19 protein-coding genes are annotated in these 24551 nt (G+C 71.5%); 14 read left to right on the forward strand and 5 right to left on the reverse strand.

Annotated features, from left to right (window positions below; translation table 11 throughout):
* Positions 1-78: 78 nt before the first annotated feature.
* The 7 genes from F8O02_RS02425 (at position 79) to F8O02_RS02455 (ending at position 9872) form a co-directional block, all read left to right on the forward strand.
* Positions 79-1371: an acyl-CoA dehydrogenase family protein gene (locus tag F8O02_RS02425; protein ID WP_158035627.1), complete on the forward strand. Its 1293-nt coding sequence runs from the start codon at positions 79-81 to the stop codon at positions 1369-1371.
* Positions 1368-2795: an LLM class flavin-dependent oxidoreductase gene (locus F8O02_RS02430; protein ID WP_158035628.1), complete on the forward strand. Its 1428-nt coding sequence runs from the start codon at positions 1368-1370 to the stop codon at positions 2793-2795. Before F8O02_RS02425 ends, F8O02_RS02430 begins: the two co-directional genes overlap by 4 nt.
* Positions 2796-2903: 108 nt before the next feature.
* Positions 2904-4142 (forward strand): acyl-CoA dehydrogenase family protein, encoded by a 1239-nt coding sequence (locus F8O02_RS02435; RefSeq protein ID WP_158035629.1) that lies wholly within the window; start codon positions 2904-2906, stop codon positions 4140-4142.
* 145 nt (positions 4143-4287) lie between these two features.
* Positions 4288-5634 (forward strand): MFS transporter, encoded by a 1347-nt coding sequence (locus tag F8O02_RS02440; RefSeq protein ID WP_158035630.1) that lies wholly within the window; start codon positions 4288-4290, stop codon positions 5632-5634.
* 165 nt (positions 5635-5799) lie between these two features.
* Positions 5800-7191, forward strand: coding sequence for an LLM class flavin-dependent oxidoreductase (locus F8O02_RS02445; protein WP_263970864.1), 1392 nt, complete (start codon positions 5800-5802; stop codon positions 7189-7191).
* 114 nt (positions 7192-7305) lie between these two features.
* On the forward strand, positions 7306-8478 hold the full coding sequence (locus F8O02_RS02450; RefSeq protein WP_158035631.1) for an acyl-CoA dehydrogenase family protein: 1173 nt from the start codon (positions 7306-7308) through the stop codon (positions 8476-8478).
* A 158-nt stretch (positions 8479-8636) separates the two neighbouring features.
* The gene (locus F8O02_RS02455) at positions 8637-9872 is read left to right on the forward strand and encodes an acyl-CoA dehydrogenase family protein (RefSeq protein ID WP_158035632.1); all 1236 of its coding nucleotides are present in this window, start codon (positions 8637-8639) and stop codon (positions 9870-9872) included.
* Between the two features lie 140 nt (positions 9873-10012).
* Here F8O02_RS02455 and F8O02_RS02460 read toward each other — a convergent pair whose 3' ends face one another.
* The 3 genes from F8O02_RS02460 to F8O02_RS02470 all read right to left on the reverse strand — a co-directional run bounded on the left by F8O02_RS02460 (position 10013) and on the right by F8O02_RS02470 (position 12039).
* A complete protein-coding gene (locus F8O02_RS02460; RefSeq protein ID WP_158035633.1) occupies positions 10013-10348 on the reverse strand; it encodes a carboxymuconolactone decarboxylase family protein in 336 nt (111 codons plus the stop codon).
* A gap of 278 nt (positions 10349-10626) precedes the next feature.
* A complete protein-coding gene (locus tag F8O02_RS02465) occupies positions 10627-11094 on the reverse strand; it encodes a SufE family protein (RefSeq protein ID WP_158035634.1) in 468 nt (155 codons plus the stop codon).
* A gap of 42 nt (positions 11095-11136) precedes the next feature.
* Entirely contained in the window at positions 11137-12039 is a 903-nt protein-coding gene (locus tag F8O02_RS02470; protein ID WP_158035635.1) for a sulfurtransferase, read from the reverse strand.
* A 496-nt stretch (positions 12040-12535) separates the two neighbouring features.
* Between F8O02_RS02470 and F8O02_RS02475 the strand changes: the two genes are divergently transcribed.
* The 4 genes from F8O02_RS02475 to F8O02_RS02490 all read left to right on the forward strand — a co-directional run bounded on the left by F8O02_RS02475 (position 12536) and on the right by F8O02_RS02490 (position 17004).
* Positions 12536-13687, forward strand: coding sequence for a pyridoxal-phosphate dependent enzyme (locus tag F8O02_RS02475; protein ID WP_158035636.1), 1152 nt, complete (start codon positions 12536-12538; stop codon positions 13685-13687).
* Positions 13684-14862, forward strand: a complete 1179-nt coding sequence (locus tag F8O02_RS02480) for a cystathionine gamma-synthase (RefSeq protein WP_158035637.1) — start codon at positions 13684-13686, stop codon at positions 14860-14862. Before F8O02_RS02475 ends, F8O02_RS02480 begins: the two co-directional genes overlap by 4 nt.
* A gap of 79 nt (positions 14863-14941) precedes the next feature.
* Positions 14942-15982: an ATP-grasp domain-containing protein gene (locus F8O02_RS02485; protein ID WP_218859499.1), complete on the forward strand. Its 1041-nt coding sequence runs from the start codon at positions 14942-14944 to the stop codon at positions 15980-15982.
* Positions 15979-17004, forward strand: coding sequence for an LLM class flavin-dependent oxidoreductase (locus F8O02_RS02490; RefSeq protein WP_158035638.1), 1026 nt, complete (start codon positions 15979-15981; stop codon positions 17002-17004). The genes F8O02_RS02485 and F8O02_RS02490 overlap by 4 nt, the downstream gene beginning before the upstream one ends.
* 70 nt (positions 17005-17074) lie before the next feature.
* Here the strand turns inward: F8O02_RS02490 and F8O02_RS02495 are convergent, their stop codons facing one another.
* Positions 17075-18481: a M20/M25/M40 family metallo-hydrolase gene (locus F8O02_RS02495; protein ID WP_179416207.1), complete on the reverse strand. Its 1407-nt coding sequence runs from the start codon at positions 18479-18481 to the stop codon at positions 17075-17077.
* A 398-nt stretch (positions 18482-18879) separates the two neighbouring features.
* Here F8O02_RS02495 and F8O02_RS02500 point away from each other — a divergent pair, with 398 nt between their 5' ends.
* From F8O02_RS02500 to F8O02_RS02510, 3 genes are all read left to right on the forward strand, one after another.
* A complete protein-coding gene (locus F8O02_RS02500) occupies positions 18880-20256 on the forward strand; it encodes an NADP-dependent succinic semialdehyde dehydrogenase (RefSeq protein ID WP_158035640.1) in 1377 nt (458 codons plus the stop codon).
* Positions 20257-20711: 455 nt separating this feature from the next.
* The gene (locus F8O02_RS02505) at positions 20712-22028 is read left to right on the forward strand and encodes a glycosyltransferase (RefSeq protein WP_158035641.1); all 1317 of its coding nucleotides are present in this window, start codon (positions 20712-20714) and stop codon (positions 22026-22028) included.
* Positions 22025-23155 (forward strand): glycosyltransferase, encoded by a 1131-nt coding sequence (locus tag F8O02_RS02510; RefSeq protein WP_158035642.1) that lies wholly within the window; start codon positions 22025-22027, stop codon positions 23153-23155. The genes F8O02_RS02505 and F8O02_RS02510 overlap by 4 nt, the downstream gene beginning before the upstream one ends.
* On the opposite strand, the gene F8O02_RS02515 is transcribed toward F8O02_RS02510, so the two are convergent.
* Complete coding sequence (locus F8O02_RS02515; RefSeq protein ID WP_158035643.1) at positions 23115-24146, reverse strand: hypothetical protein; 1032 nt, start codon at positions 24144-24146, stop codon at positions 23115-23117. The genes F8O02_RS02510 and F8O02_RS02515 overlap by 41 nt on opposite strands.
* Positions 24147-24551 lie beyond the last annotated feature (405 nt).

The following is a 24551-nucleotide window of genomic DNA, read 5'->3' on the forward strand; positions in this document are numbered from 1 at the left end:
GCGCCCCTGCAGGAATTCCCTGCAGGAATTCCCAGCGGGAATGCCTCGGTGACACAGCACAGGCGAAGGGTGGGACACATGAGTCTCGACACGATTCAACAGGACAGGTCGCAAGCATCGGCCACGGGCGTTCCCGCGGACCAGATCAGCACGGGGGCCGACCTCGAGGAGCTCGAGGCTCGGTTCCGGCCGATCTTCGCCCGCATCCATGAGACTGCACGGGAGCGCGACCGGGAGCGCCGGCTGCCGAGGACGGAGATCGACGAGCTGCGGCGGGCCGGGTTCGGTGCCCTGCGCGTCCCGAAGGTCTTCGGCGGCGCTGGGGCGTCGATCACCCAGCTGACCGGCCTGCTGACCGAGCTGAGTGCCGCCGACCCGAATGTGAATCAGGCTCTGCGTGGGCACCTCGCTTTCGTCGAGGATCGGCTCTGGCAGCATCGCGACACGGACCAGTCGCGGTGGTTCCATCGTTTCGTCGCTGGCGACCTGGTCGGCAACGCCTGGACCGAGGTCGGCGACGTGCGCGTGGGCGAGGTGCAGACGAGGGTCACCCGTCAGTCGGACGGGGACTATCTCGCCAGCGGCCGCAAGTATTACACCACCGGGAGCATCTTCGCCGACTGGATCGACTTGTATGCGCAGCGGGCCGAGGACGGCGTGCCCGTCATCGCGGCGGTCTCGACGCACCAGGACGGGGTCGTCATCGAGAACGACTGGAACGGCTTCGGCCAGCGCACGACGGGCAGTGGGACGACGATCCTGCAGGATGCGCGGGTGGCGCCGGAGGAGATCACCGTCTTCGCGGAACGCTTTCCCTACCAGACCGCCTTCTACCAGCTCTCGCACCTGGCCTCCCAGGCGGGCATCGCCCGGGGTGCGGTCGACGAGCTCGTCGAACTCGTGCGCCAGCGGGTGCGCGTGTACAGTCACGGGTCGAGTGCTCGATGGCACGAGGATCCGCTCGTGCTGCAGCAGGTCGGCATCGCCGACGCCGAGGCGTTCGCGGCCCGCACGACAGCGGAGCGGGTCGGCGAGACCCTGCAGCAGCTCTACCTGGCCCACTGCCGTGGTGACGGGGCACGGGAGCGCGAGTTCGTGGACGCCGGTGAGCTCGACGCGAGCCGAGGTCAGTCGGTCAACACGAAGCTGTCGCTCGACGTCGCTACCCGCATCTTCAACGCGCTCGGCGCCTCCGCGGCCTCGGAGGATCTGGGCCTCGACCGGCACTGGCGCAACGCCCGCACAGTCTCCTCACACAACCCCGTCATCTTCAAGGAGCGCGTGATCGGCGACTGGCTGGTCAACGGCACGCCGCTGCCGTACGCCTGGGCGATCGGGCGCGAGCGCGACGAGCAGGGAGCCCGGGCATGACCAGGCAGATCCACTTCAACGCGTTCGAGATGAACTGCGTCGCCCACCAGAGCCCCGGGCTGTGGCGCTACCCGGGCGACCAGGCGTGGCGGTACAAGGACATCGAGTACTGGCAGGAGATCGCCCGCATCGCCGAGCGGGGCGTGTTCGATGCGGTCTTCATCGCCGATGTGCTCGGCACCTATGACGTCTATGGCGGCAACGACCTCGCGGCGATCCGGCAGGGCGCCCAGACCCCGGTCAACGACCCGCTCCAACTGGCCGTCATCGGTGCGGCGGTGACCGAGAATGTCGGCTTCGGCATCACCGCCGGCACCGCATTCGAGCACCCCTGCCCGTTCGCCCGCCGGCTGAGCACCCTCGACCACCTCACCAAGGGGCGCGTCGGGTGGAACGTCGTCACCGGTTACCTGCACTCCGCCGCCCGCAACCTGGGGCAGAAGGGCCAGCTGCCGCATGACGTGCGCTACGACCAGGCGGACGAGTACCTCGAGGTGATCTACAAGCTGCTCGAGGGGTCGTGGGAGGACGATGCCGTGGTGCGCGATGCGGAGCACGGTGTGTTCGCGATTCCTGAGAAGGCCCACCACATCGGCCATCACGGCCGCTGGTATGACGTGCCAGGCATCCACATCTCGGAGCCGTCGCCGCAGCGCACGCCCGTGATCTTCCAGGCAGGTGCGAGTCCGCGGGGCATCCGCTTCGCCGCGGAGAACGCGGAGGCGATCTTCATCGGTGGGCCCACGAACGCGAATGTGAGGGCCACCGTCCGCCGCATCCGCCAGGCGCTTGTCGATGCGGGGCGTCGCCCCGACTCGGCGAAGATCTATCTGCTGAGCACGCTGATCACGGATGAGACCTCGGCCGGCGCCCAGGCGAAGTACCGCGATCTGCTCTCTTATGCGAGCGTCGAGGGGACTCTGGTGTTCATGTCCGGTTGGCTTGGCGTCGACCTGTCGCGCTACAGGTTGGACGAGCCGCTCGGCAATGTGGAGAGCAACGCGATCCAGTCGGCGCTCGAGGCCTTCAAAGGCCAGAACGACCAGGGGCGCACCTGGACGGTGCGCGACCTGGTGCGCCTCGGCGGCATCGGCGGCCAGGGGCAGAACTTCGTCGGCTCACCTGCGGAGATCGCCGACACCCTGCAGCGAGTGGTCGACGAGACCGACATCGACGGGTTCAACCTCGCCTACGCGACCGTGCCCGACACGTTCGAGGACGTCGTCGACCTGATCGTGCCGGAGCTGCAGCGCCGGGGCGTTTACCCGACGGAGTACGCCCCGGGCACGCTGCGCAACAAGCTCTTCGGCCATGGCGACCGGCTGCCCGACAACCACCGCGGCTCGAAGTACCGTGTCGGCGGCCCGCTGTCGACGATCGACGATTACACGGGGACGGGACGGCCCCGTCCCGAGGAACCCTGATCCACCCGCCCGGGGCGGCGACCTGCAGCCGACGTCCGTCGCGGGCCCAGACCCCCATGAAGCAGCACCCGAGAGAACCGCAGAGCAGTCGAGATGAAGGAGCATGCGATGAGCAAGACGACGAGCGCGCCGCTGGTCACGGAGACGATCCCCTGGCACGGGCACGCCGACCAGACGGAGATCGACCGCTGGAGCGCGGTGGCCCAGCAGGTCGCCGACACCCTGGCGAAGGACGTCTGGGAGCGAGACCAGGCCAACGAGACCCCGCACCGCGAGGCGCAGCTGCTGAAGGACAGTGGCCTGGTCACCCTGCTCGACCCAGCCGAGCTCGGCGGCGGCGGGGCCCACTGGGAGACGGCGTTCCGGGTGGTGCGCATCCTCTCCCGCACGGACTCCTCGATCGGCCAGCTGCTGGGCTACCACTACGTCAACGAGGGCAACATCGTCTTCGACGCGCCGACCGACGAGGTCCGTGACCGGTGGCTGCGCCGCACGATCGACCACCGCTGGGTCTGGGGCGACTCGGTCAACCCGGTCGACCCCGGCCTCACCCTGACCGCGGTCGGCGACGATTACGTCCTCACCGGGCACAAGCGCTTCTCGACCGGCTCCGCGGTCGGCGACGTCATCGTCGTCAACGCGCTCGCGCACGGTGGCCGGTTCGACGGGCAGATCGTGGCCTTCGTGCTCGAGCACGGACGTGAGGGCGTCGAGTACGTCGACGACTGGGACTTCCTCGGCCAGCGACTTTCCTCGAGCAACACGGTGCGCTACCACGACGTGCGGGTCACTCCGGACGACGTGATCGGCTCGCTGACGGACGAGCCGTTCGCGACCCTGCTCACCCCGGGCATCCAGCTGGCGTTCGGTAACATCTACGTCGGGTTGGCCGAGGGGGCGATCGCGAAGGGTGCCGAGATCACCCGGGCGCGCAAGAACGCCTGGTTCCTCTCGAAGGCGGACTTGTATCGCGACGACCCGTTCATCCAGCGGCTGTACGGCGAGCTCGACTCGCGCACGGCCGCCGTCGCCGCCCTGGCCGAGAAGGCCAGCCGTTCCTACGACACCGCGATCGACCGCGGGCATGCCCTCACCGCCGACGAGCGCGGCCGCATCGCCATCGAGATCGCTCGGCTCAAGGTCGCCTCCAGCGAGCTGGCCACGGATGCGACGAACCGCGTGTTCGAGGCGACCGGCTCGAGCAGCACGCGCACCGGGGTCGGGCTCGACCTCTTCTGGCGCAACGCCCGCACGCACTCGTTGCACGACCCGATCGACTACAAGAAGCTCGAGGTCGGCGCGTACCTGCTCAACCGGGAGCTGCAGCCGCTGTCGCTGTACACCTGATCCGTGCCTGCCCGCCTGACGGGTACGTGATATTTCTCCACACACCGGTGAGGCCACCCGTGGCGCCCTGCGGTGGGCGGCTGCTGCCCGGATGCCGTCAAATCCACCGCAGGGCGATGGTTCGAAGCTCGAGAGCGAGGAGCGCATGGTACAGCAGGTCGTTGACGCGAAGACGTCCCAGCCCGGGCAGGGGAGAGAACGCCGGCTGGTCGCCGCAGCAGCCTTCATCGGAACCACGGTCGAGTACTACGACTTCTATCTCTACGCGACCGCGTCGGCGCTGGTGTTCAAGACGGAGTTCTTCCCGAAGGAGACGGATGCGCTCACCGCGCTCATCGTCTCCTTCGCCACGTACGGCGTCGGGTTCGTGGCGAGACCGCTCGGCGGCGTCGTCGCCGGGCATTTCGGCGACCGGACCGGTCGCAAGCGGGTGCTCGTCTGGTCCCTGCTCGTCATGGGCGCGGCGACCGCGCTCATCGGTGTGCTGCCCACCTATGAGCACATGGGGTTCACCGCACTCGTCGGTCTCGTCACGCTGCGTCTCGTGCAGGGCATCGCCTCTGGAGCGGAGTGGGGCGGGTCGGCGCTGCTGACGGTCGAGCACGCGCCACGCGGTCTGCGCGGGCTGTTCGGCAGTTTCACACAGACCGGGTCGGCCGCGGGCATGCTGCTCTCCACTGGAGTGTTCACCGTGGTGCAGGGCATGCTGGGCACGGAGGCGTTCCTCGCCTGGGGATGGCGCATCCCCTTCCTGCTGAGCATCGTCCTCGTCATCATCGGGCTCGTGGTGCGGGTTCGTGTGCATGACGCACCGGAGTTCCTCCTCGTCCAGGAGGAGCATCGTGTGCATCGCCTTCCCGTCCGCGATGTGCTGCGCCGGCATCCCAGAGGCGTGCTCATCACTGCGGGGCTGCGCCTCGCACAGCCGGCCATTTTCTCGATCATGACCGCGTTCGCCCTCAGCTATCTGGTGCTCCGTCGCGGCGACTCCTCCGCCGGGCTGACCTCGGTGCTGATCGTGTCCGCGCTGAGTCTGCTCACCACACCCCTGTGGGGCTGGGCATCCGACCGTCTGGGGCGCCGGCCCATCGCGGTGTGCGCCTCGATCGCCATCGGCGTGCTCATCTGGCCCTACTTCGGGTTCCTGGACCGGGGGCCGCTGGCCCTGCTGCCGCTGGTGACCGTGATCGGGATGAACGTGCTGCACGACGCGATCTACGGGCCACAGGCTGCGTGGTTCGCCGAGCAGTTCCCCGCCGAGCTGCGCTACAGCGGCATCTCGCTGGGGTACCAGGTCGGTTCGATCCTCTCAGTCGGCCTCACCCCGCTGCTCGCCTCCTGGTTCATTCATCTCACCGGCGGCGATCCCTGGCCGGTCTGTGCACTCGTGAGCGGATATGCCGTGGTCAGCCTGATCGCCGCGCTGCTCGCTCGTGACCCGGTCGAGAGCGAGCTGCGGGCACGACGTCAGGACGGTCTGGTGTCAGCCTGATCACCGACCGCTGGCTCGGCCGTCCCGCCGCGGTCGTGGCCGGATACCCGGCCGGCGACGACTGTTGCGAAGTGTGACCATCCGCGTACCGTTCGCGGTCGTCCGCGTCCCATAATTCGCAGTGGCCCCGATGCCGGGGCACCGGATGCGAGACGAGGAGAGCATGTGAGCGACGAGACGACCGAACGCCCCTTGGTGCTCTCGGCGTTCGTGATGGACACGGTCTCGCACATCCAGCACGGGCTGTGGCGGCATCCGTCGGCCCGGCAGGACGAGTTCAACTGCCTGCAGCATTGGATCGATCTGGTGCACACCCTCGAGCGGGGACGCATCGACCTGCTGTTCTTCGCCGACGTGCTGGGGCTGTACGGCCCGGCGCGCGGCGACTTCACGGTCAACGCCCGTGAGGGGCTGCAGTTCCCGAACGGCGACCCCTCGGTGCTCGTCGCCGCGCTGCTGTCGCAGACGCACGATCTCGGCTTCGCGATCACGAGCAGCGTGCTGCAGACGTACCCGTTCGAGTTCGCTCGCCGCATGGCGACGCTCGACCACCTCTCCGGCGGCCGGGTCGGGTGGAACATCGTCACGAGCGCCCAGGAGAGCGCGGCCCGCAACTTCGGCTTGGACCACCTGCTCGAGCACGACGAGCGCTACCGTCAGGCCGAGGAGTACGCCGAGGTCTGCTACAAGCTCTGGGAGGGCTCCTGGGACGACGGCGCCGTGGTCGACGACTGCCACCCCGAGGACATCTCGAAGGCGGTGTACGCCGACGCGTCCCGCATCCACCGCATCGACCACGAGGGCCGGTGGTACCGGGTGCAGGGGCCGGCGATGCAGTCGCCCTCCCCGCAGCGCACCCCGGTGCTCTTCCAGGCCGGGTCCTCCCCGGTCGGCCGGGACTTCGCCGCCCGGCACGCCGAGGGGCAGTTCATCCTCGCCTCGACGCCTGAGAAGACGCAGGCGCTCATCGAGGACACGCGCAGGCGCGTCGTCGCCGCCGGCCGCGACCCGCACAACCTTGTCTTCATCCTCGGTCAGAGCTTCATCGTCGGCAGCACCGAGGCCGAGGCACGGCACAAGGAACGTGAGATCGACGACTACCTGTCCGACGACGGGTTCCTGCTGCACTCGAACCTCGGCTTCGACCCGACCACGGGCGAGCCGCTCGACCCGGACACCCCGCTCTCCGAGCTGCACACGAACACGAACGTCAGCCACCTGCGCTGGCTGCGCGAACTCGCCGGCGACACCGACCCCACCGTGCGCGACCTGGCCCGCCTCTCCGCCCGCCTGCGCGGCCGCATCGTCGGCACCCCCGACCAGATCGCCGACCAGCTCGAGGCCTGGCGCGCCCGCGGGGTCGGCGGCATCAACATCATGAACTGGACGATCCCCGGCTCATACGAGGAGTTCGTCGATCACATCGTGCCCACGCTCCAGGAGCGCGGCCTCGCCCAGCGCGAGTACCGGCCCGGCACCCTGCGCCGCAAGCTCACCGGACGCGACCTGCTGCCTGACACGCATCCCGCGGCCCGGTGGCGGGGCGCGTTCGCCTGACCGATCAAGCGCCGGCGCACCGCGACCCGCATCACCCCGAGCACCCGCCACAGGCCGCGGCGGCCGCACCACAGACATCCCGGGCCTGCACGGCCCGGCACGGAAGGAACCATCATGCCCATCCCCGCCCAGAAGACCGCAGCGATCGCCGCGCTGCTCGACGACATTCGCCAGGGCGCCGCCGACCGCGACCGGGAGCACCGGCTGCCCGTCGACGAGATCCACGCGCTGCGCGACCTCGGCGTCACCGCAGCTCGTGTGCCCGAGGAGCTCGGTGGCTGGGGACTGACCCTGCCCGAGCTGTTCGACCTCGCCCTCGACATCGGCGCGGCCGACTCGAACGTGCTGCAGGCGCTGCGCGGACACTTCGGCTACGTCGAGCGGCTGCTGGTCATCGGCGACGAGCGCAGCTGGGCCGGTCTGCGCGAGGTGGCTGGCGGGCTGCTCGTCGGCAACTCGCAGGCCGAGAAGCGCGACTCTTCGAACATCGGCACCGAGCTCACCCGCGACGAGCAGGGGTGGGTGCTCGACGGGCGCAAGTTCTACTCCACCGGCACCCTGTTCTCCGACGCGACCTGGGGCAACGCGATACACGACGGCCACCGCTACGGGGTGCTTGTGCCGACCGACGCGCCCGGCGTGAGCGTCATCGATGACTGGGACGGCTTCGGCCAGCGGCTCACCGGCAGCGGCACCACGGTCTTCGATCACGTCCGCCTCACCGACGACCAGGTCTTCGACCAGACCGAGGAGCCAGACTTCTACCTCATCGACAACCGCGTCTTCCTGCACCTCATCCTGCTCGCCGCGCTCGCCGGGGTCGGCCGTGCGGCGGTGACCGACATCACCGAGTACGTGCGTGGGCGCACCCGCTCGTTCGGCGTGGCCGGACGTTCTGAGCCGGCCCGCGACGACCGCGTCCAGATCGTGCTGGGCGGGGTCGCCAGCCGCGTGTATGGCGCTGAGGCGCTCGTGCGCGACGTGGCCCGCGTGTTCCAGCGACTGCGCGAGACGGACTTCGCCGACGAACAGCAGCGGCTCGACGCGTACGTGCGGCTGCAGATCCACCAGTTCGAGGCGCAGCAGGTGATCGTCGACGACATCGTCCACGTCACCAGCGACGTCTTCGAGGTCGGCGGCGCCTCTGCGGTCTCCACGAAGCGCGGGCTCGACCGGCACTGGCGCAATGCCCGCACACTGGGCTCGCACAACCCGGCGATCTTCCGTCGCGCCTACATCGGCGACTGGTTGCTCAACGGCACCCAGCCCGAGACGTTCTTCCTGTGACCGCGCGGGCGGGCGTGCCGGGTGACCGGACCGCGGCCGCGGTGCCCTGCCCGGCCCCGACCCCGGCAGCGACAACCGGCCCAAGCGCCCACCCGGTCGCAGTCGCCGCATCCAGACCATGGCCGGCCGTCCGTCGGCCCCGCTCTCAGAGGAGAGACATGACTGAACACATCGAACCCACGCGATCCGCAGCGCAGCCGCTGCACGCGGTGCCGCGTGAGGACACGCTGATCGACGACCGCCTGTTCGAGGCGATCCACCGCCGAGCCGACCGCTACGACCGTGAGAACGCGTTCTTCGACGAGGATCTCGCCGATCTGCGCGGGGCCGGCTACTTGCGCGGAGCCGTGCCGGAGGAGCTCGGCGGCCTCGGTCGCGGGTTCGCCGCCACGATCCTCGACCAGCAGCGCCTGGCCCAGGCCGCGCCCGGCACCGCGATCGCGATCAACATGCACGTGCTCTGGGCACTCACCGCCCTGTACCTGCGGCGACTGGGCGATCACAGCTACGAACGGCTGCTTGAGCGCGAGGCGGCCGGCGAGCTGTACGCGTTCGGGTTCGCCGAGCCGGGCAACAACGTCACCCCGCGCTTCTCGCGCACGAAGGCGCATCCGGACGGCCGGGGCGGCTACCGATTCGAGGGTGTGAAGATCTTCACCTCGCTGTCGCCGGCGTGGACGCGCCTGGGAATCTTCGGCGTCGACGACGAGACCGACCCGGAGCATCCACAGATCATCCACGCGTTCATTCCGCGCGACGCGGCCGGCCTCGACATCCGGCCCACGTGGGACACGGTCGGACTGCGCGCCTCGCAGAGCTGGACGACCGTGCTGGACGGCGTGCCGGCGCCGGCCGAGGGCGTCGTGCGCCGCATTCCTCAGGGCGCCGCCGACGACCTCACCATCGGCAACACGATCATGTTCGGCCTGACCGTCTCGGCCGTGTACATCGGCGTCGCCGAGCGTGCGGTGCAGCTGGCGGCCGAGGCCGCACGTCGCCCCCATCGGCCCCCGCTGGCCGATGCCGCCTTCTCGATCGACTCGTTCACCCGGGTGCGCCTCGCTGAGGCCTACAGCGAATTGGACGCGCTGCGCCTGCAGCTGCGCCACCTCGCCGGCCGGGTCGACGCGGTCGCGCGGCTGACCCCCGCGTTCCGCAACAGCGTCATCGGGCTCAAGGTGCGCGCCACCGAGGGCGCACAGCGGATCGTCGGGAAGGCCATCCGCGTCGTCGGCGGCGGGTCGTTCTCGAACGGCAACGAGCTCAGCCGCCTCTACCGCGACGTCCTGGGCGGCATCTTCCATCCGGCGCAGGAGGAGACCGTCATCGACGGGCTCGCTGCCCAGCTGCTCGACGGGGACACGAACGTCGAGCACGCCGTCGACCCGGACTGAGCCGCGGGCCAGTCCGGGTCGGGAGTGCTCTGGTCCGTGCTGTGACGCGGGCGCACCGCTGACGCCCGCGCGGCGTTCGCGGTGATGGCCGCCCCCGCTGGGGCCGGGCCCCGGCGGCTGTGCCCACGCCGGCGTCCGGCTCAGCGCTGGTGGTCGGCACCGCTCAGCTTGAACGCGAGCCGGCCGTGCGCGAAGGCGCCGCCCGAGCGGATCGCCGCAGCGACCCAGGCGGCCTCGGCGAGCTCCTGCTCGGTGGCCCCGGCCGCGACCGCGGCCTTCGAGTGCGCGTCGATGCAATACGAGCACTGGGTCGTGAGCGCGACGCCCACGGCGATGAGCTCCAGGTACTTCTTCGGCACCATGCGCTCGTCGGAGAACACCGCCTGGTTGAAGGCACCGAACGCCTCGAGCACGTCCGGTGTCGTCTCCTGGTACACGCGGGTGAACCGGCTGTCCTCTGGCTCCTGGTAGGCCATGTCTGTTCCTCTTCCTCACCCCGCCTGCGAGGCCCTGTCCCGGGCGCGTGGATCGCGGATGCGCGGCGGGTCGCCGCATCCCCGGTCAGGATCGCGCGACCGGGGCCCGCGTGGGCGTTTGTGACGAGATGTTGCGGCGGTGCGGGGATTCGGTGGCCACGACGTGGATTCGGCGTTCTCGCCGGGATCCGGCGGTGATGCCGGGGTTCCTGCTGATTCGAGGTCGATCTGCTGAACCGGGGTCGGGCACGTCCCCGCGTCCCGCACTCGCACGCACTTCAGGCGGTCTTGCGCCGCACCTGCCCCTTGATGCGCGAGAGCATCGCGACCATGCCGTGCAGACGCAGCAGCGACACGGCGTGGGCGAGGCCCAGCTCGTACGGGTAGTCGCTCGGCACTGCGAGCACCTCGGCGGGAGAGAGTCCGTCGAGCCCCTGGACGAGGATCGACGCGAACCCGCGGGTCGTCGGTGCCTCGACGGGAGCCTGCACGTGCGGGTGCACGGCGCCGTCCGCGCCGATCTCCACGATCAGTGCGACGGGTGACTGGCACTCGGGCACCGGCTCGAGCAGCGCCGGGTCGTCGTGGTACCGCTCCGGCATCTCGGGAAGCTCGTCGGAGAACTCGAGCAGCAGCTGCAGTCGGTCGCGCTCGCCGACCGAGCGGAAGTCCTCCGCGGTCTCGCGCAGGGCCCGGGGCAGCGTGTCGGGGATCTCGTCGGAGGGGGTGCGTTCGGTGGCGGACATGGCGCCCAGTCTATGCGCGCGACCGGGCGCCACGCCCACGGGTCAGCGCGCCGGCCACGTGCCGGGCTCGGCGCCGGTGACGATCGGCACGCGCACGAGCGACCCCCACTCCGTCCACGAGCCGTCGTAGTTGCGCACGTGCTCGAAACCGAGCAGGAAGATGAGCACGAACCACGTCAGGCTCGACCGCTCGCCGATGCGGCAGTACGTGATCGTGGGGGTGTGCGGGTCGAGGCCGGCCTCGCCCTCGTAGATCGCGCGCAGCTCCTCCACCGAGCGGAACGTGCCGTCCTCGTTCACGGCGCGCGCCCACGGCACGCTGTGCGCGGTCGGGATGTGCCCGCCGCGCAGCGCGCCCTCCTCCGGGTAATCGGGCATGTGGGTGCGCTCGCCGGTGTACTCCTGCGGCGAGCGCACATCCACGAGCGGCTCGTGACCGATCGCGGCGAGCACGTCGTCGCGCAGAGCCCGGATCGGCGTGTCCACCCGCTCGACGACGGGGTACTCGGTGCGGGGGCGCACGGTGGCCTCGCGGGTCGTCTCGCGGCCCTCGGCGAGCCACTTCGCCCGGCCGCCGTCCATCAGCCGCACGTCGCGGTGTCCGAACAGGGTGAACACCCACAGCGCGTAGGCAGCCCACCAGTTGCTCTTGTCGCCGTAGACGACGATCGTGTCGTCCCGCGCGATGCCGCGCTCGCTGAGCAGCCGGGCGAAGCCCTCGCCGTCCAGGTAGTCGCGCACGACCGGGTCGTTGAGGTCGGTGTGCCAGTCGATCTTCACCGCCCCGGGGATGTGCCCGGTCTCGTACAGCAGCACGTCCTCGTCGCTCTCGACGATGACGACGCCGGGGTCGGCGCGGTGCGCGGCGACCCAGTCGGTGCTCACCAGGCGCTCGGGGTGCGCGTACTGCTGGAAACGGGGGTCGGTGTCTGCTGCGACCGTCATGCGGGCTGCTCCTTCATCGTTGGTCTGGGACCGGCCGGTCCGGTGCTTCGGAGGGGCGGGGTCGCGCACGCGAGCGGGCACGTCGCGCCGTCGACCGGCCAGTCTACGAGCGTAGCGAGGAGCCGGGCGCAGGGGGAGGGGCCTGTCACACTTCGTCGCAATCCGGCCGTGCCCGGTCATGCTCGGGTAGACAGGCCTGAGCAGGTCCGTGGACGTGCCACTCTGCCACGTCGCGGGGGCGCGGGCCTGCCGTCGAGTCCCTGGCACGAGCGGGCCAGCCGGCTGCTGCCCCGCGGCGGCAGCCCGGTCGTCACCTTCGAGGTGGCCGGCGCGCTCGCCGCCGGTGGGATGCCGGCCGCGAGACGGCAGAGGCGGGAGCGAGAGGAGTCACGATGAGCGCACAGCGGTGTCCACGACCAGCCGAGGTCGCGCGGGTCTGTCCCGTCGCGACGTGCCCGCACCCCACCCACCTCGAACAGGGAGACCTCGCAACCTCATGGCCTTTGCATCGAATGCGACCGAGCTCATCGGCGGCACGCCGCTGGTGCGCCTCAACCGCGTCGCGGTGGACGTGCCCGCGACCGTCCTGGCGAAACTCGAATACCTCAACCCCGGTGGCTCCTCGAAAGACCGCATCGCCGCACGCATGGTCGAAGCCGCCGAGGCCGACGGTTCGCTGCGCCCGGGCGGCACGATCGTCGAGCCGACCTCCGGCAACACCGGCGTCGGCCTCGCCCTCGTCGCTCAGCAGCGCGGTTACCGCGCGATCTTCGTGCTGCCGGACAAGGTCAGCCGCGACAAGATCCGCGTGCTCGGCGCGTACGGCGCCCAGGTCGTCGTGACCCCCGCCGACGTCGCCCCGGACGACCCCCGCTCGTACTACTCGGTCGCCGACCGGCTCGTCGAGGGCATCCCCGGCGCCTGGCAGCCGAACCAGTACGCCAACCCGAATGCGCCGGCCAGCCACTATGCCACCACCGGCCCGGAGATCTGGGCGGCGACGGAGGGGCGCATCACCCACTTCATCGCCGGCATCGGCACCGGAGGCACGATCACCGGAACCGGCCACTACCTCAAAGAGGTCTCCGGCGGCCGCGTGCAGGTCATCGGCGTCGACCCCGCCGGCTCGATCTACTCCGACCCGAACGACGTGCACGGCTACGCCGTCGAGGGAGTCGGCGAGGACTTCTACCCGGAGGTCTACGACCGCGACCTGCCCGACCGCATCGAGCAGGTCGACGACCACGACGCATTCGTGATGACCCGCCGACTCGCCTGCGAGGAGGGGCTGCTCGTCGGCGGCTCCTCGGGCATGGCCGTGCAGGGGGCGCTGCGTGCGCTCGCGGATGCGGGCCCGGACGCCCTGGCCGTCGTGCTGCTGCCGGACGGCGGCCGCGGCTACATCGGCACGGTCTTCGACGACGACTGGCTCACCGCGCACGGACTGGCCAGCGTGACCGAGGACGCCCCGCTGCCGGACGACACCGCACTGCAGCCGCTGACCGGCCTCGCCGACCCGGGCGCCACGAGCGGAACCACGGCATCCGCCGGCTCAGCCGATGACATGGGCGCGGCCTCCGGCACCGCAACAGACACAGCCACAGCACAGGACGCGCGGCGTACGCCGCGGAAGGAGACGACACGATGACCGACCAGCAGCTCGATGCCGTGGAGCGGGGCTTCGCGACCCGGGCGATCCACGTCGGGCAGGCGCCCGACCCGGTCACCGGCGACGTCATTCCCCCGATCCACCTGTCGACCACCTACGCACAGGACGGCGTCGGCCGACTGCGCGCCGGCTACGACTACTCCCGCAGCGGCAACCCCACCCGTGACCGGCTGCAGGAGGCGCTCGCCTCCCTCGAGGGCGCGACCCACGCGTTCTCGTTCGCCAGCGGCCTCGCTGCGGAGGACGCCCTGCTGCGCTCGGTGCTGCACCCCGGCGAGCGGATCGTGCTCGGTGGCGACGCGTACGGCGGGACGTTCCGGCTCATCGACCGGGTGCTGCGCCCCTGGGGCGTGGAGCCGACCCCGGTCGACCTCACGGACGCGGACGCCGCGGCCGCGCACATCCGTGACATCCGCCCCCGCGTGGTGTGGGCCGAGACGCCGAGCAACCCGCTGCTCGGCATCGTCGACATCGCCCGGATCGCCGACGTCGCCCACGAGGTCGGCGCACTGCTCGTCGTCGACAACACCTTCGCCACTCCGTACGCACAGCAGCCGCTCGCCTGGGGCGCCGACGTCGTGCTCCACTCGACCACCAAGTACCTGGGCGGGCACTCCGACGTCGTCGGCGGTGCAGTGATCACCTCCGACGACGCGATCGCCGAGCAGGTCGGGTTCATGCAGAATGCCGCCGGAGCCGTGTCGAGCCCGTTCGACGCGTGGCTGACGCACCGGGGGCTGAAGACCCTGGCGCTGCGGGTGCGGCAGCACTCGGCCAGCGCCCAGACGATCGCCGAGCACCTCGTCGGCCACCCGGCCATCGCGCGCGTGCACTACCCGGGGCTCGCCTCGCATCCGGGGCACGCGATCGCCGCCCGCCAGCAGCGGGTCTTCGGCGGGATGCTCTCCGTCGAGCTCGCCGGTGGGGAGGCGGCCGCGCAGGCCTTCGTCGGCCGCACCGCCCTGTTCACCCTGGCCGAGTCGCTCGGCGGGGTGGAGTCGCTCATCGAGCTGCCGGCGGCGATGACGCACGCGTCCGTGCAGGGCACCGCCCTGCAGGTGCCGGCAGCGCTCGTGCGCATCTCCGTCGGGCTCGAGGAGGTCGACGACCTCATCGCTGACCTTGACCAGGTGCTCGACTGGATCGACGCCTGACCGCCGCGGCGCCGCGCTCCCCGGGGCCGGCGCCGCACCACCGCGCCACGAACCCCCAGCCTGCAGGAACGAGGAGACCATGACCCTGCTTGATGACGCCGGCACCGCCGGGATCACCATCATCCACGAGAACCCGGAGTGGATCCCGCCGTTCGCGGAGGCCTTCGCGCGCGCCGGGGTGCCCTTCGACGAGTGGGTGCTCACCGAGGGGTCGATCGCCCTCGACCGCGAGCCGCCCGAGGGCGTGTACTGGTCCAGACTGAGCGCCTCGTCGCATGCCCGCGGTCACCAGCACGCCAAGGAGTATGGCCGCGCGGTGCTCGCCTGGCTGGAGTCGTACGGCCGGCGCGTCGTCAACGGCAGCCCGGTGCTCGAGCTTGAGGTGAGCAAGGTGCGCCAGTACCGCGAGCTCGCCCGCGCGGGCTTCCGGGTTCCCCACACGGTCGCCGTGTTCGGCACAGACGATCTGCTCGAGCGGGCCGCGGCGCTGCCCGCCCCGTTCATCACGAAACACAACCAGGGCGGCAAAGGCCTCGGCGTGCAGCGCTTCGACTCGCACGAGGAGTTCGAGCGATACGTGCGCTCGGCCGAGTTCGAGGAGCCCGCCGACGGCATCACGCTGCTGCAGGAGTACGTGCGCTCCGCCAAGCCGTTCATCACCCGCGCCGAGTTCATCGGCGGCCGTTTCCACTACGCGGTGCGCGTGGACACGTCGGCCGGTTCGTTCCAGCTGTGCCCGGCGGACGCGTGCGCCCTGCCCGGCGCCGCGGGCACGGACGACCAGGCCCAGCCGTCCGCCGACGTGCTGCCCGAGCTCGCCGGGGCCGCCTGCGAGATCCCCGCCCGGGCCGGGACGTTCACCGTGCGCGAGGAGATCACCGCGGAGCATCCGCTCGTGCGCCGGCTCAAGGCCTTCCTCGCCGACCACCACGTCGAGATCGCCGGCGTCGAGTTCATCGAGACGGCGGACGGCGAGACAGTTGTCTACGACATCAACACCAACACCAACTACAACAGCGCGGTCGAGGCGACCGCGCCCCAGCGTGCGGCCGACCGGGTCGTGGCGTTCCTCTCGCGCACCGCGCGGGAGGTCGAGGCAGAGAGAGGGAGACGCGCATGAGATTCGGATACTGGACACCGGTCTTCAACGGCTGGCTGCGCAACATCGAGGACGAGCAGACCCCGCTGGCCTGGGAGCACCTGCGCGACATCGCGCAGCGGGCCGAGCAGATCGGCTACGACCTCACGCTCGTGCCCGAGCTGTACCTGAACGACATCAAGGGCCCCGACGGCCCCACGTTCGACGCGTGGGCGACGGCGACCGCCCTCGCCGCGGCGACCGAGCGGCTGGAGATCCTCGCCGCCATCCGCCCGAGCTACCACCCGGTCGCTCTGACCGCAAAGGAGATCACCACCATCCAGGCGATCGCCCACGGCCGGTTCAGCATCAACGTCGTCTCCGCCTGGTGGGCCGAGGAGGCCCGCCAGTACGGCATTGCCTTCAAGGACCATGACCAGCGGTACGCGGTCACGCAGGAGTACGTCGAGGTGCTCAAGGGCCTCTGGCGCGAGACCCCCTACACCCACCACGGCCGGTTCTTCGACTTCGAGGGCACGCACCTGGAACCGAAGCCCGAGCATGAGCCGCTCATCTACGCCGGCGGCGAGAGCGAGGCCGGCCGCGAGGCGATCGCCCACTTCGCCGACGCATACCTCGTACACGGCGGCACCCCGGAAGAGGTGCGCACGAAGATCCAGGACCTCAAGCACCGCCGCGAGGCCGCCGGTCGCGAGCCGTTCCAGCGGTTCGGCATGGCCGCCTACGTGATCGTGCGCGACACGGAGGAGGAGGCACGGGCCGAGCTCGACCGGATCACCACGATCCAGCCGGGCGCCGCCTACGACTCCTACCGCGACTTCGTCACCAAGTCACAGCTCGACACCGAGGTGAGCCTGCGCGACTACTCCGTGTCGAACCGCGGCCTGCGCCCGAACTTCATCGGCACGCCCGAGCAGGTCGCCGCGCGCATCCGCGCGTTCGAGGACGCAGGGGTCGGCACCCTGCTCGTCCAGGCCTCACCCGTGCTGCCGGAGCTCGAGCGCATCGCCGAGCAGGTCATCCCGCTCGTCAACGGCCGCTGATCGCAGGCTGCGCCCGGCAGCATGACCCCCGGCCTCTCCACGGAGCCGGTCGGGCGTCGTCGTGCCCGGCTCAGGCCGGTTCGCCCGCGGCGTCCGCGCCGCCCAGCACCAGCTCGGCCAGCGCGTCCGCCGTCAGCCGCACCGAGTCGACGTCGACCCGCTCGTCGATGCCGTGCAGGCGCTCGCGGAAGTCGGCCAGCCCGAGCCGGCGGGAGAACAGCCCGAACCCGTAGACGTGCGTGCCCCGGGGGCGCAGGAACCGGCCGTCGCTGCCGCCGGGGCCGATCGAGTATGCGGGCACGGCGTCCGGGTGCCGGCGCCGGAACACCCGGGTGATCGCGCGGCACAGCGCCGTGTCGACCGGCGAGGTGCTGCCCGCGTCGAACTGGTCACCCGTGACGGTGACGAGGTCGTGCCACGGGGCGAGGAGCCCGGCGAGCAGCGCGGCCACGTCGTCCGCGGTCTGACCGGGCAGCACCCGGATGTCCAGGTCGATCGTCGCGCTGCCCGGGATCACGTTGCGCTTCTCACCGGCGCGGACGATGTCGGGCGACACGGTCATGCGGGTGAGCGCGTGGCCGAGCGGGGCGAGCGGGCCGAGCGCCGGCAGCGCCGCGTCGAGGGTGGCGGGGTCGAGCAGGCGGGCGGTCGTCTGTGGGCCGAGTCGCAGCCCGTGCACGAGGCTCTCCCAGTGCGGCAGGATCGTCACCGGGGCCGGGGCGCGCAGCACGTGCAGCACGATCTCGGCGGCGATGCCGGCCGCGTTGCGGGCTCCGCGCGGCACCGAGCCGTGCCCGGGCACCCCGCGCACGTGCACCCGCCGGGGCGCGCTGCCCTTCTCACCGATGCCGAGCGTGATGCCGGAGTCGGCGCGCGCCGGGTCGAGCAGCACGCCGCCCTGCTCGGTGAGCGCGTCGTCCACCGCCAGCAGGTCGGGGCGGTGGGCCATGATCCACTCGACGCCGAGGCCGCCGCCGGCCTCCTCGTCGGCGACCACGGCGAGCACCAGATCGCCGGCCGGACGCGGGTCGGCGAGCACCGCCTGCCGGAACACGGCGACCATCGCGGCGGTGAGCGTGAGCATGTCGACGGTGCCGCGGCCCCAGATCTCGCCGTCGGCGACGTCCGCGTCGAAGGGCGGGTGCGTCCACCGGCTCGCGTCGGCCGGCACGACGTCCAGATGCCCCAGCAGGGCGAGCGAGCGGGCGTGCGGATCCGTGCCGCGCAGCCGGGCGATCAGCGAGGTGCGCCCCGCATGCGGCTCGACGATCTCGGCGGTGACGTCCGGGTGCTCGAGGGCCGTGCCCAAGAACGCCTGCACCACGCGCACCGCCGCGAGCTCCTGGCCGGAGTCGGGGGTGCCGTCGTTGACGCACGCCGTGCGCACGAGCCGGCGCAGCAGCGCGACGGTGTCGTCCGCGAGGCGCGTGCGGTCGGGTGGCAGGGGAGTGCGGGCGGCGGCGTGCAGGGGGTCCATGCCATCCCACGATACCGGCCGGTGTGCGATACCGAGGTGGGGATGCACGCGGGGCTGGTCGAGCGGGGGCTGGCCTGTGGACAGCCGTCTCTGCGCCACCGTCTTCGTGCGCGACCACGTTCGCGCCAGTGGGTGGCGCATGCCCGGTCGTGGCGGCAGCGGGCGGCGCAGAAGTGGCTGCTGGCCCTGTCGGAGTGGGGCATGCCGGTGCAGGAGTCCCCGCCATCCCGCCAGACGGTGGCCCGCGCGGCACGAGCGAGCCCGGCCACTGTACACGGTGGACTGTCGGCTCGGCTTCGGCTGTGCCTACAGTGGGCTCGGGCGTCGCCGATGACGCGCGGCGTCGTCCCCGGAGAAGTCGTCACCGAGACCACCCCGAGACCACACAGGAGGTCCGCATGTCCATTGCCACAGTCAACCCGGCGACCGGAGCGACGGAGCGCACGTTCGATGAGATCGACGACGCCGAGCTCGAGCGCCGTCTGCAGGTCGCCCACGACGCCTGGCTCGCCCATCGTCGCACCGGCTTCGCGGAGCGGGCCGAGAGGATCAACAGGGCCGCCGACCTGCTCGACGCCGATGCCGATTCGCTCGGCCGCACGATCACCGCCGAGATGGGCAAGACGTACGCCCAGGCGAAGGCCGAGGTGCACAAGTCGGCGCGTGCGCTGCGCTTCTACGCCGAGAACGCCGAGCGCTTCCTCGCCCCACAGCCGCTGCCGGATCCCTCGGTCGTCGACGCGAAGCAGGCCTACGCGATCTTCCAGCCGATCGGCCCGGTGCTCGCCGTCATGCCGTGGAACTTCCCGGTCTGGCAGGTCATCCGCTTCGCCGCACCGGCGATCATGGCCGGCAACGTCGGCCTGCTCAAGCACGCCTCGAACGTGCCCCAGACCGCGCTGTACATCCAGGATCTCTTCACCCGAGCCGGGTTCCCGGAGGGTGTGTTCCAGACCCTGCTGATCTCGTCGCGCCGCGTCGAGAAGGTCATCCGCGACCCGCGCGTCGCCGCGGTCACGCTCACCGGCAGCGAGCCGGCCGGGCGCTCCGTGTCGTCCATCGCCGCCGACGAGATCAAGAAGAGCGTGCTCGAGCTCGGCGGGTCCGACCCATTCGTCGTGCTGCCCTCCGCCGACCTCGACGAGGCGGTGAAGGTCGGCGTGGCCGCACGCATGTCGAACAACGGCCAGGCGTGCATCAACGCGAAACGCTTCATCGTGCACGCCGATGTCTATGACGCGTTCGTGGAGAAGTTCCTCGCCCGCGTCGCGGCGCTGAAGGTCGGCGACCCGATGGAGGACGGCGTGGACGTCGGACCGCTGTCCTCCGAGGGTGCCCGCCGCGACCTGCTCGGTCTCGTCGACGACGCCACCGCCCACGGCGCCACGGTGCTCGCCGGCGGCCACGCGATGGACCGGCCCGGCTGGTACGTCGAGCCCACGGTCGTCTCGGGGATCACCAAGGACGCCCGCCTCTACTACGAGGAGGCCTTCGGGCCGGTCGCATCGGTGTACCGTGTCGCCGACATCGACGAGGCGATCGAGCTGGCCAACGACACGCCGTTCGGTCTCGGCGCCGTCGCCTGGACGAACGACCCGGCTGAGCAGCAGCGCATGGTCACCGAGCTCGAGGCGGGCACCGTCGTCATCAACGGCTCGACGATCTCGTACCAGGAGATGCCGTTCGGCGGGCACAAGCGCTCGGGCTTCGGCCGTGAGCTCGCCGCCGAGGGCATCCGCGAGTTCATGAACCTCAAGTCGGTGCGCATCTGCTGAGGCCGGTGCCGCTGATGGCGGGGCGTCGGGGCTGCTGGCGGCTGAGCAGCTGATGGCGACCTACTGGCGGCAGGGTGCTCCAGCGGCTGTGCGGTCGCAGCCGGCATCGTGAGGGGCGCGTCCATCCGGGCGCGCCCCTCGTCGTCTGCGGGTGAGGGACGGGTGTCGCGATGCGGATTCACCGTTTACGTCTGGATCCAGCGGGATGCGGTGGTCTGCTGCTGAATCGGTGGCGATCTGCTGAATCGGTGACGGCGGCCCCCTCAGGCGGCCGCGGATGACGCCGAGCGGCCTCAGGCTGCCTCAGATGGCGGCTGGCGACGGATGACGGCGATGGCGGGGCCCGGGTGCGACTCCGCAGGCCCCGGACGACGCCCCACGGCGCTCCCGACGGCCCGTGCCGTCACAGTCGCTCTGATCCCGGCCGCGTTCGCGGGGTTGAGTAGGCTGGGCGGGTGACCGAGACCCAGGCCGAGAACCAGGACCACCCGCTGCGCATCCTCATCGGCTGCGACACGTTCGCGCCGGACGTCAACGGGGCCGCCCGCTTCACCGAGCGGCTCGCGGCGGGGCTCGTGCAGCGCGGGCATGATGTCCACATCGTCGCTCCGGCGACGTCCCGCCGCACCGCGGGCGTGTTCACCGAGGTCATCGAGGGCGAGCCGATGACGGTGCATCGCCTGCCCTCCTGGCGGTGGTACCCGCACGACTGGCTGCGCTTCGTGTGGCCGTTCACGATCCGCCGACGCGCCAGGGCCGTGCTCGATGACGTTCACCCCGACGTCGTGCACTTCCAGTCGTTCATCGTGGTGGGGCGCGGGCTGTCGATCGAGGCGCACGCCCGCGGCATCCGCGTGATCGGCACCAACCATTTCATGCCCGAGAACGGCGTCGAGTTCACCGGGCTGCCGGAGTCGCTCAACCGTCGGCTGATCGCCGGGGTGTGGAACGAGGCGCGCAAGGTGTTCGCGCTCGCCCAGGCGGTGACCACGCCGACCCAGCGCGCCGCCGACTATCTGGAGCGCTGCACCGGGCTGCACGGCGTCATCCCCGTCAGCTGCGGCATCCGTGCCTCCGACTACCGGCCGCGGCTGGTCGACGCCGATCCCGGGCCCGGCCAGCACATCGTGTTCGTCGGCCGCATCACCGACGAGAAGCAGATCGACGTGGCCATCCGCGCGTTCGCCCGGCTCGACCCCGCGCTCGACGCGCGGTTCGACGTCGTCGGCGGGGGCGACCAGCTCGGGCGGCTGCGTCGGCTGGTCGACGAGCTCGGGGTCGCCGGCCGGGTGCGGTTCCTCGGCCGGGTCGACGACGACGTGCTGCGCGAGGTGCTCAGTGCCGGCAGTGTGTTCGTGATGCCCTCGGTCGCCGAGCTGCAGTCGATCGCGACGATGGAGGCGATGGCCTCGGGCCTGCCCGTCGTCGCGGCCGATGCGATGGCCCTGCCGCATCTCGTGCATGACGGCGAGAACGGGCGGTTGTTCCCGCCCGGGGATGATCAGGCGCTCGCCGAGCGGCTCACCGAGGTGCTGCGCCAGGATCGCGCCGCCCGCCGCCGCATGCAGCAGGCCTCGCTCGACGGCGTGCGCGTGCACGACATCGACCGCACGCTCGACGTGTTCGAGCGGCTCTACCGCGGCCTGCCGCCGCACCCGGCCGAGGCGGTCGCTGGCGCGCCGGCCGGAGAGACGGCGGACGCTCCGGGCGCGTCCGCGGGGGAGGCCGGGGACGCCTCGGCCGCCCTCGCGCGGGAGGCGCGCGGCGCATGAGGCTCGGCTTCGACGCCCGGTACATTCGCACCGACCACCACGATGGCATCAGCCGCTTCTCGACCGAGCTCGCGGCGGCGGTGTGGGACGAGGCGGGCCGCCGCCCGGACGACGAGGTCGTGTTCCTCATCCACGACCCGGCCCAGCGGGCGCTGTTGCCCGCGGGCGTGCCGACGCTCATGCTGCACGCGCCGACCTCGTGGCGTGAGCCGTTCGCGTCGCTGCGGGTGCGCGATGCCGGGTTCGACGCCGTGTTCTCGCCGATGCAGACGTTCGGGTCGTTCGGCCACCGTGGTCGGTTCCGGCTCGTGCTCAGCCTGCACGACCTCATCTACTACCGGCACCGCACCCCGCCGCGTGAGCTCGCCTGGCCGATCCGCCTCGGCTGGCGGCTGTTCTACCTGACCAGGCTGCCCCAGCGGCTCACCCTCGACGCGGCGGACGCCGTGGTCACCGTGAGCGAGACCAGCCGCCGGCAGATCGCGCAGGCCCGGCTCACCCGCCGCCCGCTGTGGGTGGTCGCGAATGCCCCGCAGGCCACGGGCACGCGCGCGGATCGGTCGGTCTGGTCCGAGACCGCCCCGCTCGACCTCGTCTACATGGGCTCGTTCATGGGGTACAAGGACGTCGAGACGCTCGTGCGCGCGCAGCGCAGGCTGGGGGAGGCGACCCGGCTGCACCTGCTGTCGCGCATCTCGCCCGAGCGGGAGCGCGAGCTCGCCCGGCTGGCCGGCGGGGCGGACGTCGTGTTCCACCACGGGGTGAGCGACGCGGTGTACACGCGGCTGCTCACCGGCAACGCCCTGCTCGTCACGGCGAGCCGTGACGAGGGGTACGGGCTGCCGATCGCCGAGGCACTCGCACTCGGCACCCCGGCGGTGGTCACCGATCTCGAGATCTTCCACGAGGTCGCCGGCGACGGCGCCCGTTACGCGCCGGCCGGCGACGACGCCGCGTTCGCGCAGGCGATCCGGTCGCTGCGCCCGGTGGCGACACGGCGGCGGCTCGCGGACGCGGGTCTCGCCCGGATGGCCCGGCACACTTGGCGGGACTCGGCGGTCACCCTGCTCGACCGGCTCGAGGAGCTCACCGCGACGCCGCCGCGCGCCGCACGAGCACGTCGGTGATCCGCGCGACGATGGCCATGACCGCGGCGATCGCGCCGGTGGCCGTCGCCGCGACCTGCAGTGGCATGGCCAGGGATGTCATGAGCGGCTCGGCCGCCGACCCCAGCTGATCGGTCAGCAGCTGCGCGACCGCCCAGCCGCCGCCGCGGGCGAGCGCGAATGTGACCGCCGCGGCCACGACGAGCCACACGCCGGTGCGGGCGAGCGCGCGCAGTCGGCGGCCGGCGAGCAGCACGCCGAGCAGGATCGCCGCGGCCGTGCCGATCGCGAGCGGGTCGGCTGCCCGGTCCACGGCCTGCACGGCGGGGGCGAGCCGGTCGAGGGCGCCGTCGGGGCCGACGGCCACGGTGACCGTTGTGTCGGGCAGTGCGTCGCCGAGGTTCGCGCTCAGCGCGGTCAGCGCCTGGCGCACGGGGTCGAGCAGCGGGGAGACGTCGATGACGATCCGGCCGGCCGTGTCGGTCGCGTCGGTCGACGCGGTGCCGCGCATCCGGTCGACGTTCGTGTCATGTGTGGCCGCGAGCAACGACTGCCAGGTTTGCCGGCCGGTGTCGGAGGAGAGCGTCTGATCGATCGCCTGGCGCACGGTCTGCTTCACCTGCGGGGCGAGGATCGCGCGCGCCTGCTCGGGCAGCTGCACATGGTCGGTGATGGCCGCCGCGGCCTTCTGCGCGACGGCGTCGCGCACCTGGTCGTCGTCGACGACGCCGACGTTGTCGTCCACGAATGCCTGCGTGTTGAGCAGGTGGTGCTCGGCCCACCAGCCGGTGAGCGCGAGCGGTGTGGCGAGCACGGCGAGCACGAGCAGGATGCCCGAGACGACGCTCGCGACGCGGCCGAGCGGGCCCCGGTGGCCGGTGCCGTCCGAGGCGGGGGCGCCGTCGCGTCCGCCGCCCGTGCCGCCGCGCCTGTCGCGTCGGGCCCGCCGGTCTGCGGCGTCCTGCTCGCGCACGAGCTCGTCGAAGCTCACCGTCTGGTCATGTCGTGACATCGGCTTGGTCTCCTCCCGGCCGTGCGCGGGTGCGACAGGCCATGCGAACCATTCTGCCCCGTCCGCGCACCCGGGGTCTGCGCCCCCGCCGGGCGCCGGCCCCGGGCGATCGGCGTCGACGCTGCCATCGCGGCGCCTGCCCGTCCGGCATGCCGCGGGACGCCGGGCGCCGCCTGCTGCCAGGCCTTGTGCGACAAAGTTGAGTGGAATAGACTCAAGTCACATCATGTTGATGCAGATGCGAGTCGGAACGGGCCGCCTCTGGGTCGGATCCCGGTCCTGAGGCGGTGTGGGACGGCGCGCGGGTGTCCGCGGCGGCTCATGGCCGCGGCGCCGGTACGGTGGACGAGACGACAGGGCTCGCCACCGAGCGGCGGACGAGGCCAGGCTCGCCGCCGAGAAGGA

It is taken from the genome of Pseudoclavibacter caeni, assembly GCF_008831125.1.
GTDB classification, from domain to species: Bacteria; Actinomycetota; Actinomycetes; order Actinomycetales; family Microbacteriaceae; genus Pseudoclavibacter_A; species Pseudoclavibacter_A caeni.

Bases quoted from the DNA above. Each gene is read 5' to 3' on its own strand.
- F8O02_RS02430 (WP_158035628.1), top strand. From the start codon at position 1,368: ATGACCAGGCAGATCCACTTCAACGCGTTCGAGATGAACTGCGTCGCC.
- F8O02_RS02460 (WP_158035633.1), bottom strand. From the start codon at position 10,348: ATGGCCTACCAGGAGCCAGAGGACAGCCGGTTCACCCGCGTGTACCAG.
- F8O02_RS02440 (WP_158035630.1), top strand. From the start codon at position 4,288: ATGGTACAGCAGGTCGTTGACGCGAAGACGTCCCAGCCCGGGCAGGGG.
- F8O02_RS02485 (WP_218859499.1), top strand. From the start codon at position 14,942: ATGACCCTGCTTGATGACGCCGGCACCGCCGGGATCACCATCATCCAC.
- F8O02_RS02495 (WP_179416207.1), bottom strand. From the start codon at position 18,481: ATGGACCCCCTGCACGCCGCCGCCCGCACTCCCCTGCCACCCGACCGC.
- F8O02_RS02425 (WP_158035627.1), top strand. From the start codon at position 79: ATGAGTCTCGACACGATTCAACAGGACAGGTCGCAAGCATCGGCCACG.
- F8O02_RS02500 (WP_158035640.1), top strand. From the start codon at position 18,880: ATGTCCATTGCCACAGTCAACCCGGCGACCGGAGCGACGGAGCGCACG.
- F8O02_RS02450 (WP_158035631.1), top strand. From the start codon at position 7,306: ATGCCCATCCCCGCCCAGAAGACCGCAGCGATCGCCGCGCTGCTCGAC.
- F8O02_RS02515 (WP_158035643.1), bottom strand. From the start codon at position 24,146: ATGTCACGACATGACCAGACGGTGAGCTTCGACGAGCTCGTGCGCGAG.
- F8O02_RS02470 (WP_158035635.1), bottom strand. From the start codon at position 12,039: ATGACGGTCGCAGCAGACACCGACCCCCGTTTCCAGCAGTACGCGCAC.
- F8O02_RS02455 (WP_158035632.1), top strand. From the start codon at position 8,637: ATGACTGAACACATCGAACCCACGCGATCCGCAGCGCAGCCGCTGCAC.
- F8O02_RS02465 (WP_158035634.1), bottom strand. From the start codon at position 11,094: ATGTCCGCCACCGAACGCACCCCCTCCGACGAGATCCCCGACACGCTG.
- F8O02_RS02510 (WP_158035642.1), top strand. From the start codon at position 22,025: ATGAGGCTCGGCTTCGACGCCCGGTACATTCGCACCGACCACCACGAT.
- F8O02_RS02480 (WP_158035637.1), top strand. From the start codon at position 13,684: ATGACCGACCAGCAGCTCGATGCCGTGGAGCGGGGCTTCGCGACCCGG.
- F8O02_RS02475 (WP_158035636.1), top strand. From the start codon at position 12,536: ATGGCCTTTGCATCGAATGCGACCGAGCTCATCGGCGGCACGCCGCTG.
- F8O02_RS02435 (WP_158035629.1), top strand. From the start codon at position 2,904: ATGAGCAAGACGACGAGCGCGCCGCTGGTCACGGAGACGATCCCCTGG.
- F8O02_RS02490 (WP_158035638.1), top strand. From the start codon at position 15,979: ATGAGATTCGGATACTGGACACCGGTCTTCAACGGCTGGCTGCGCAAC.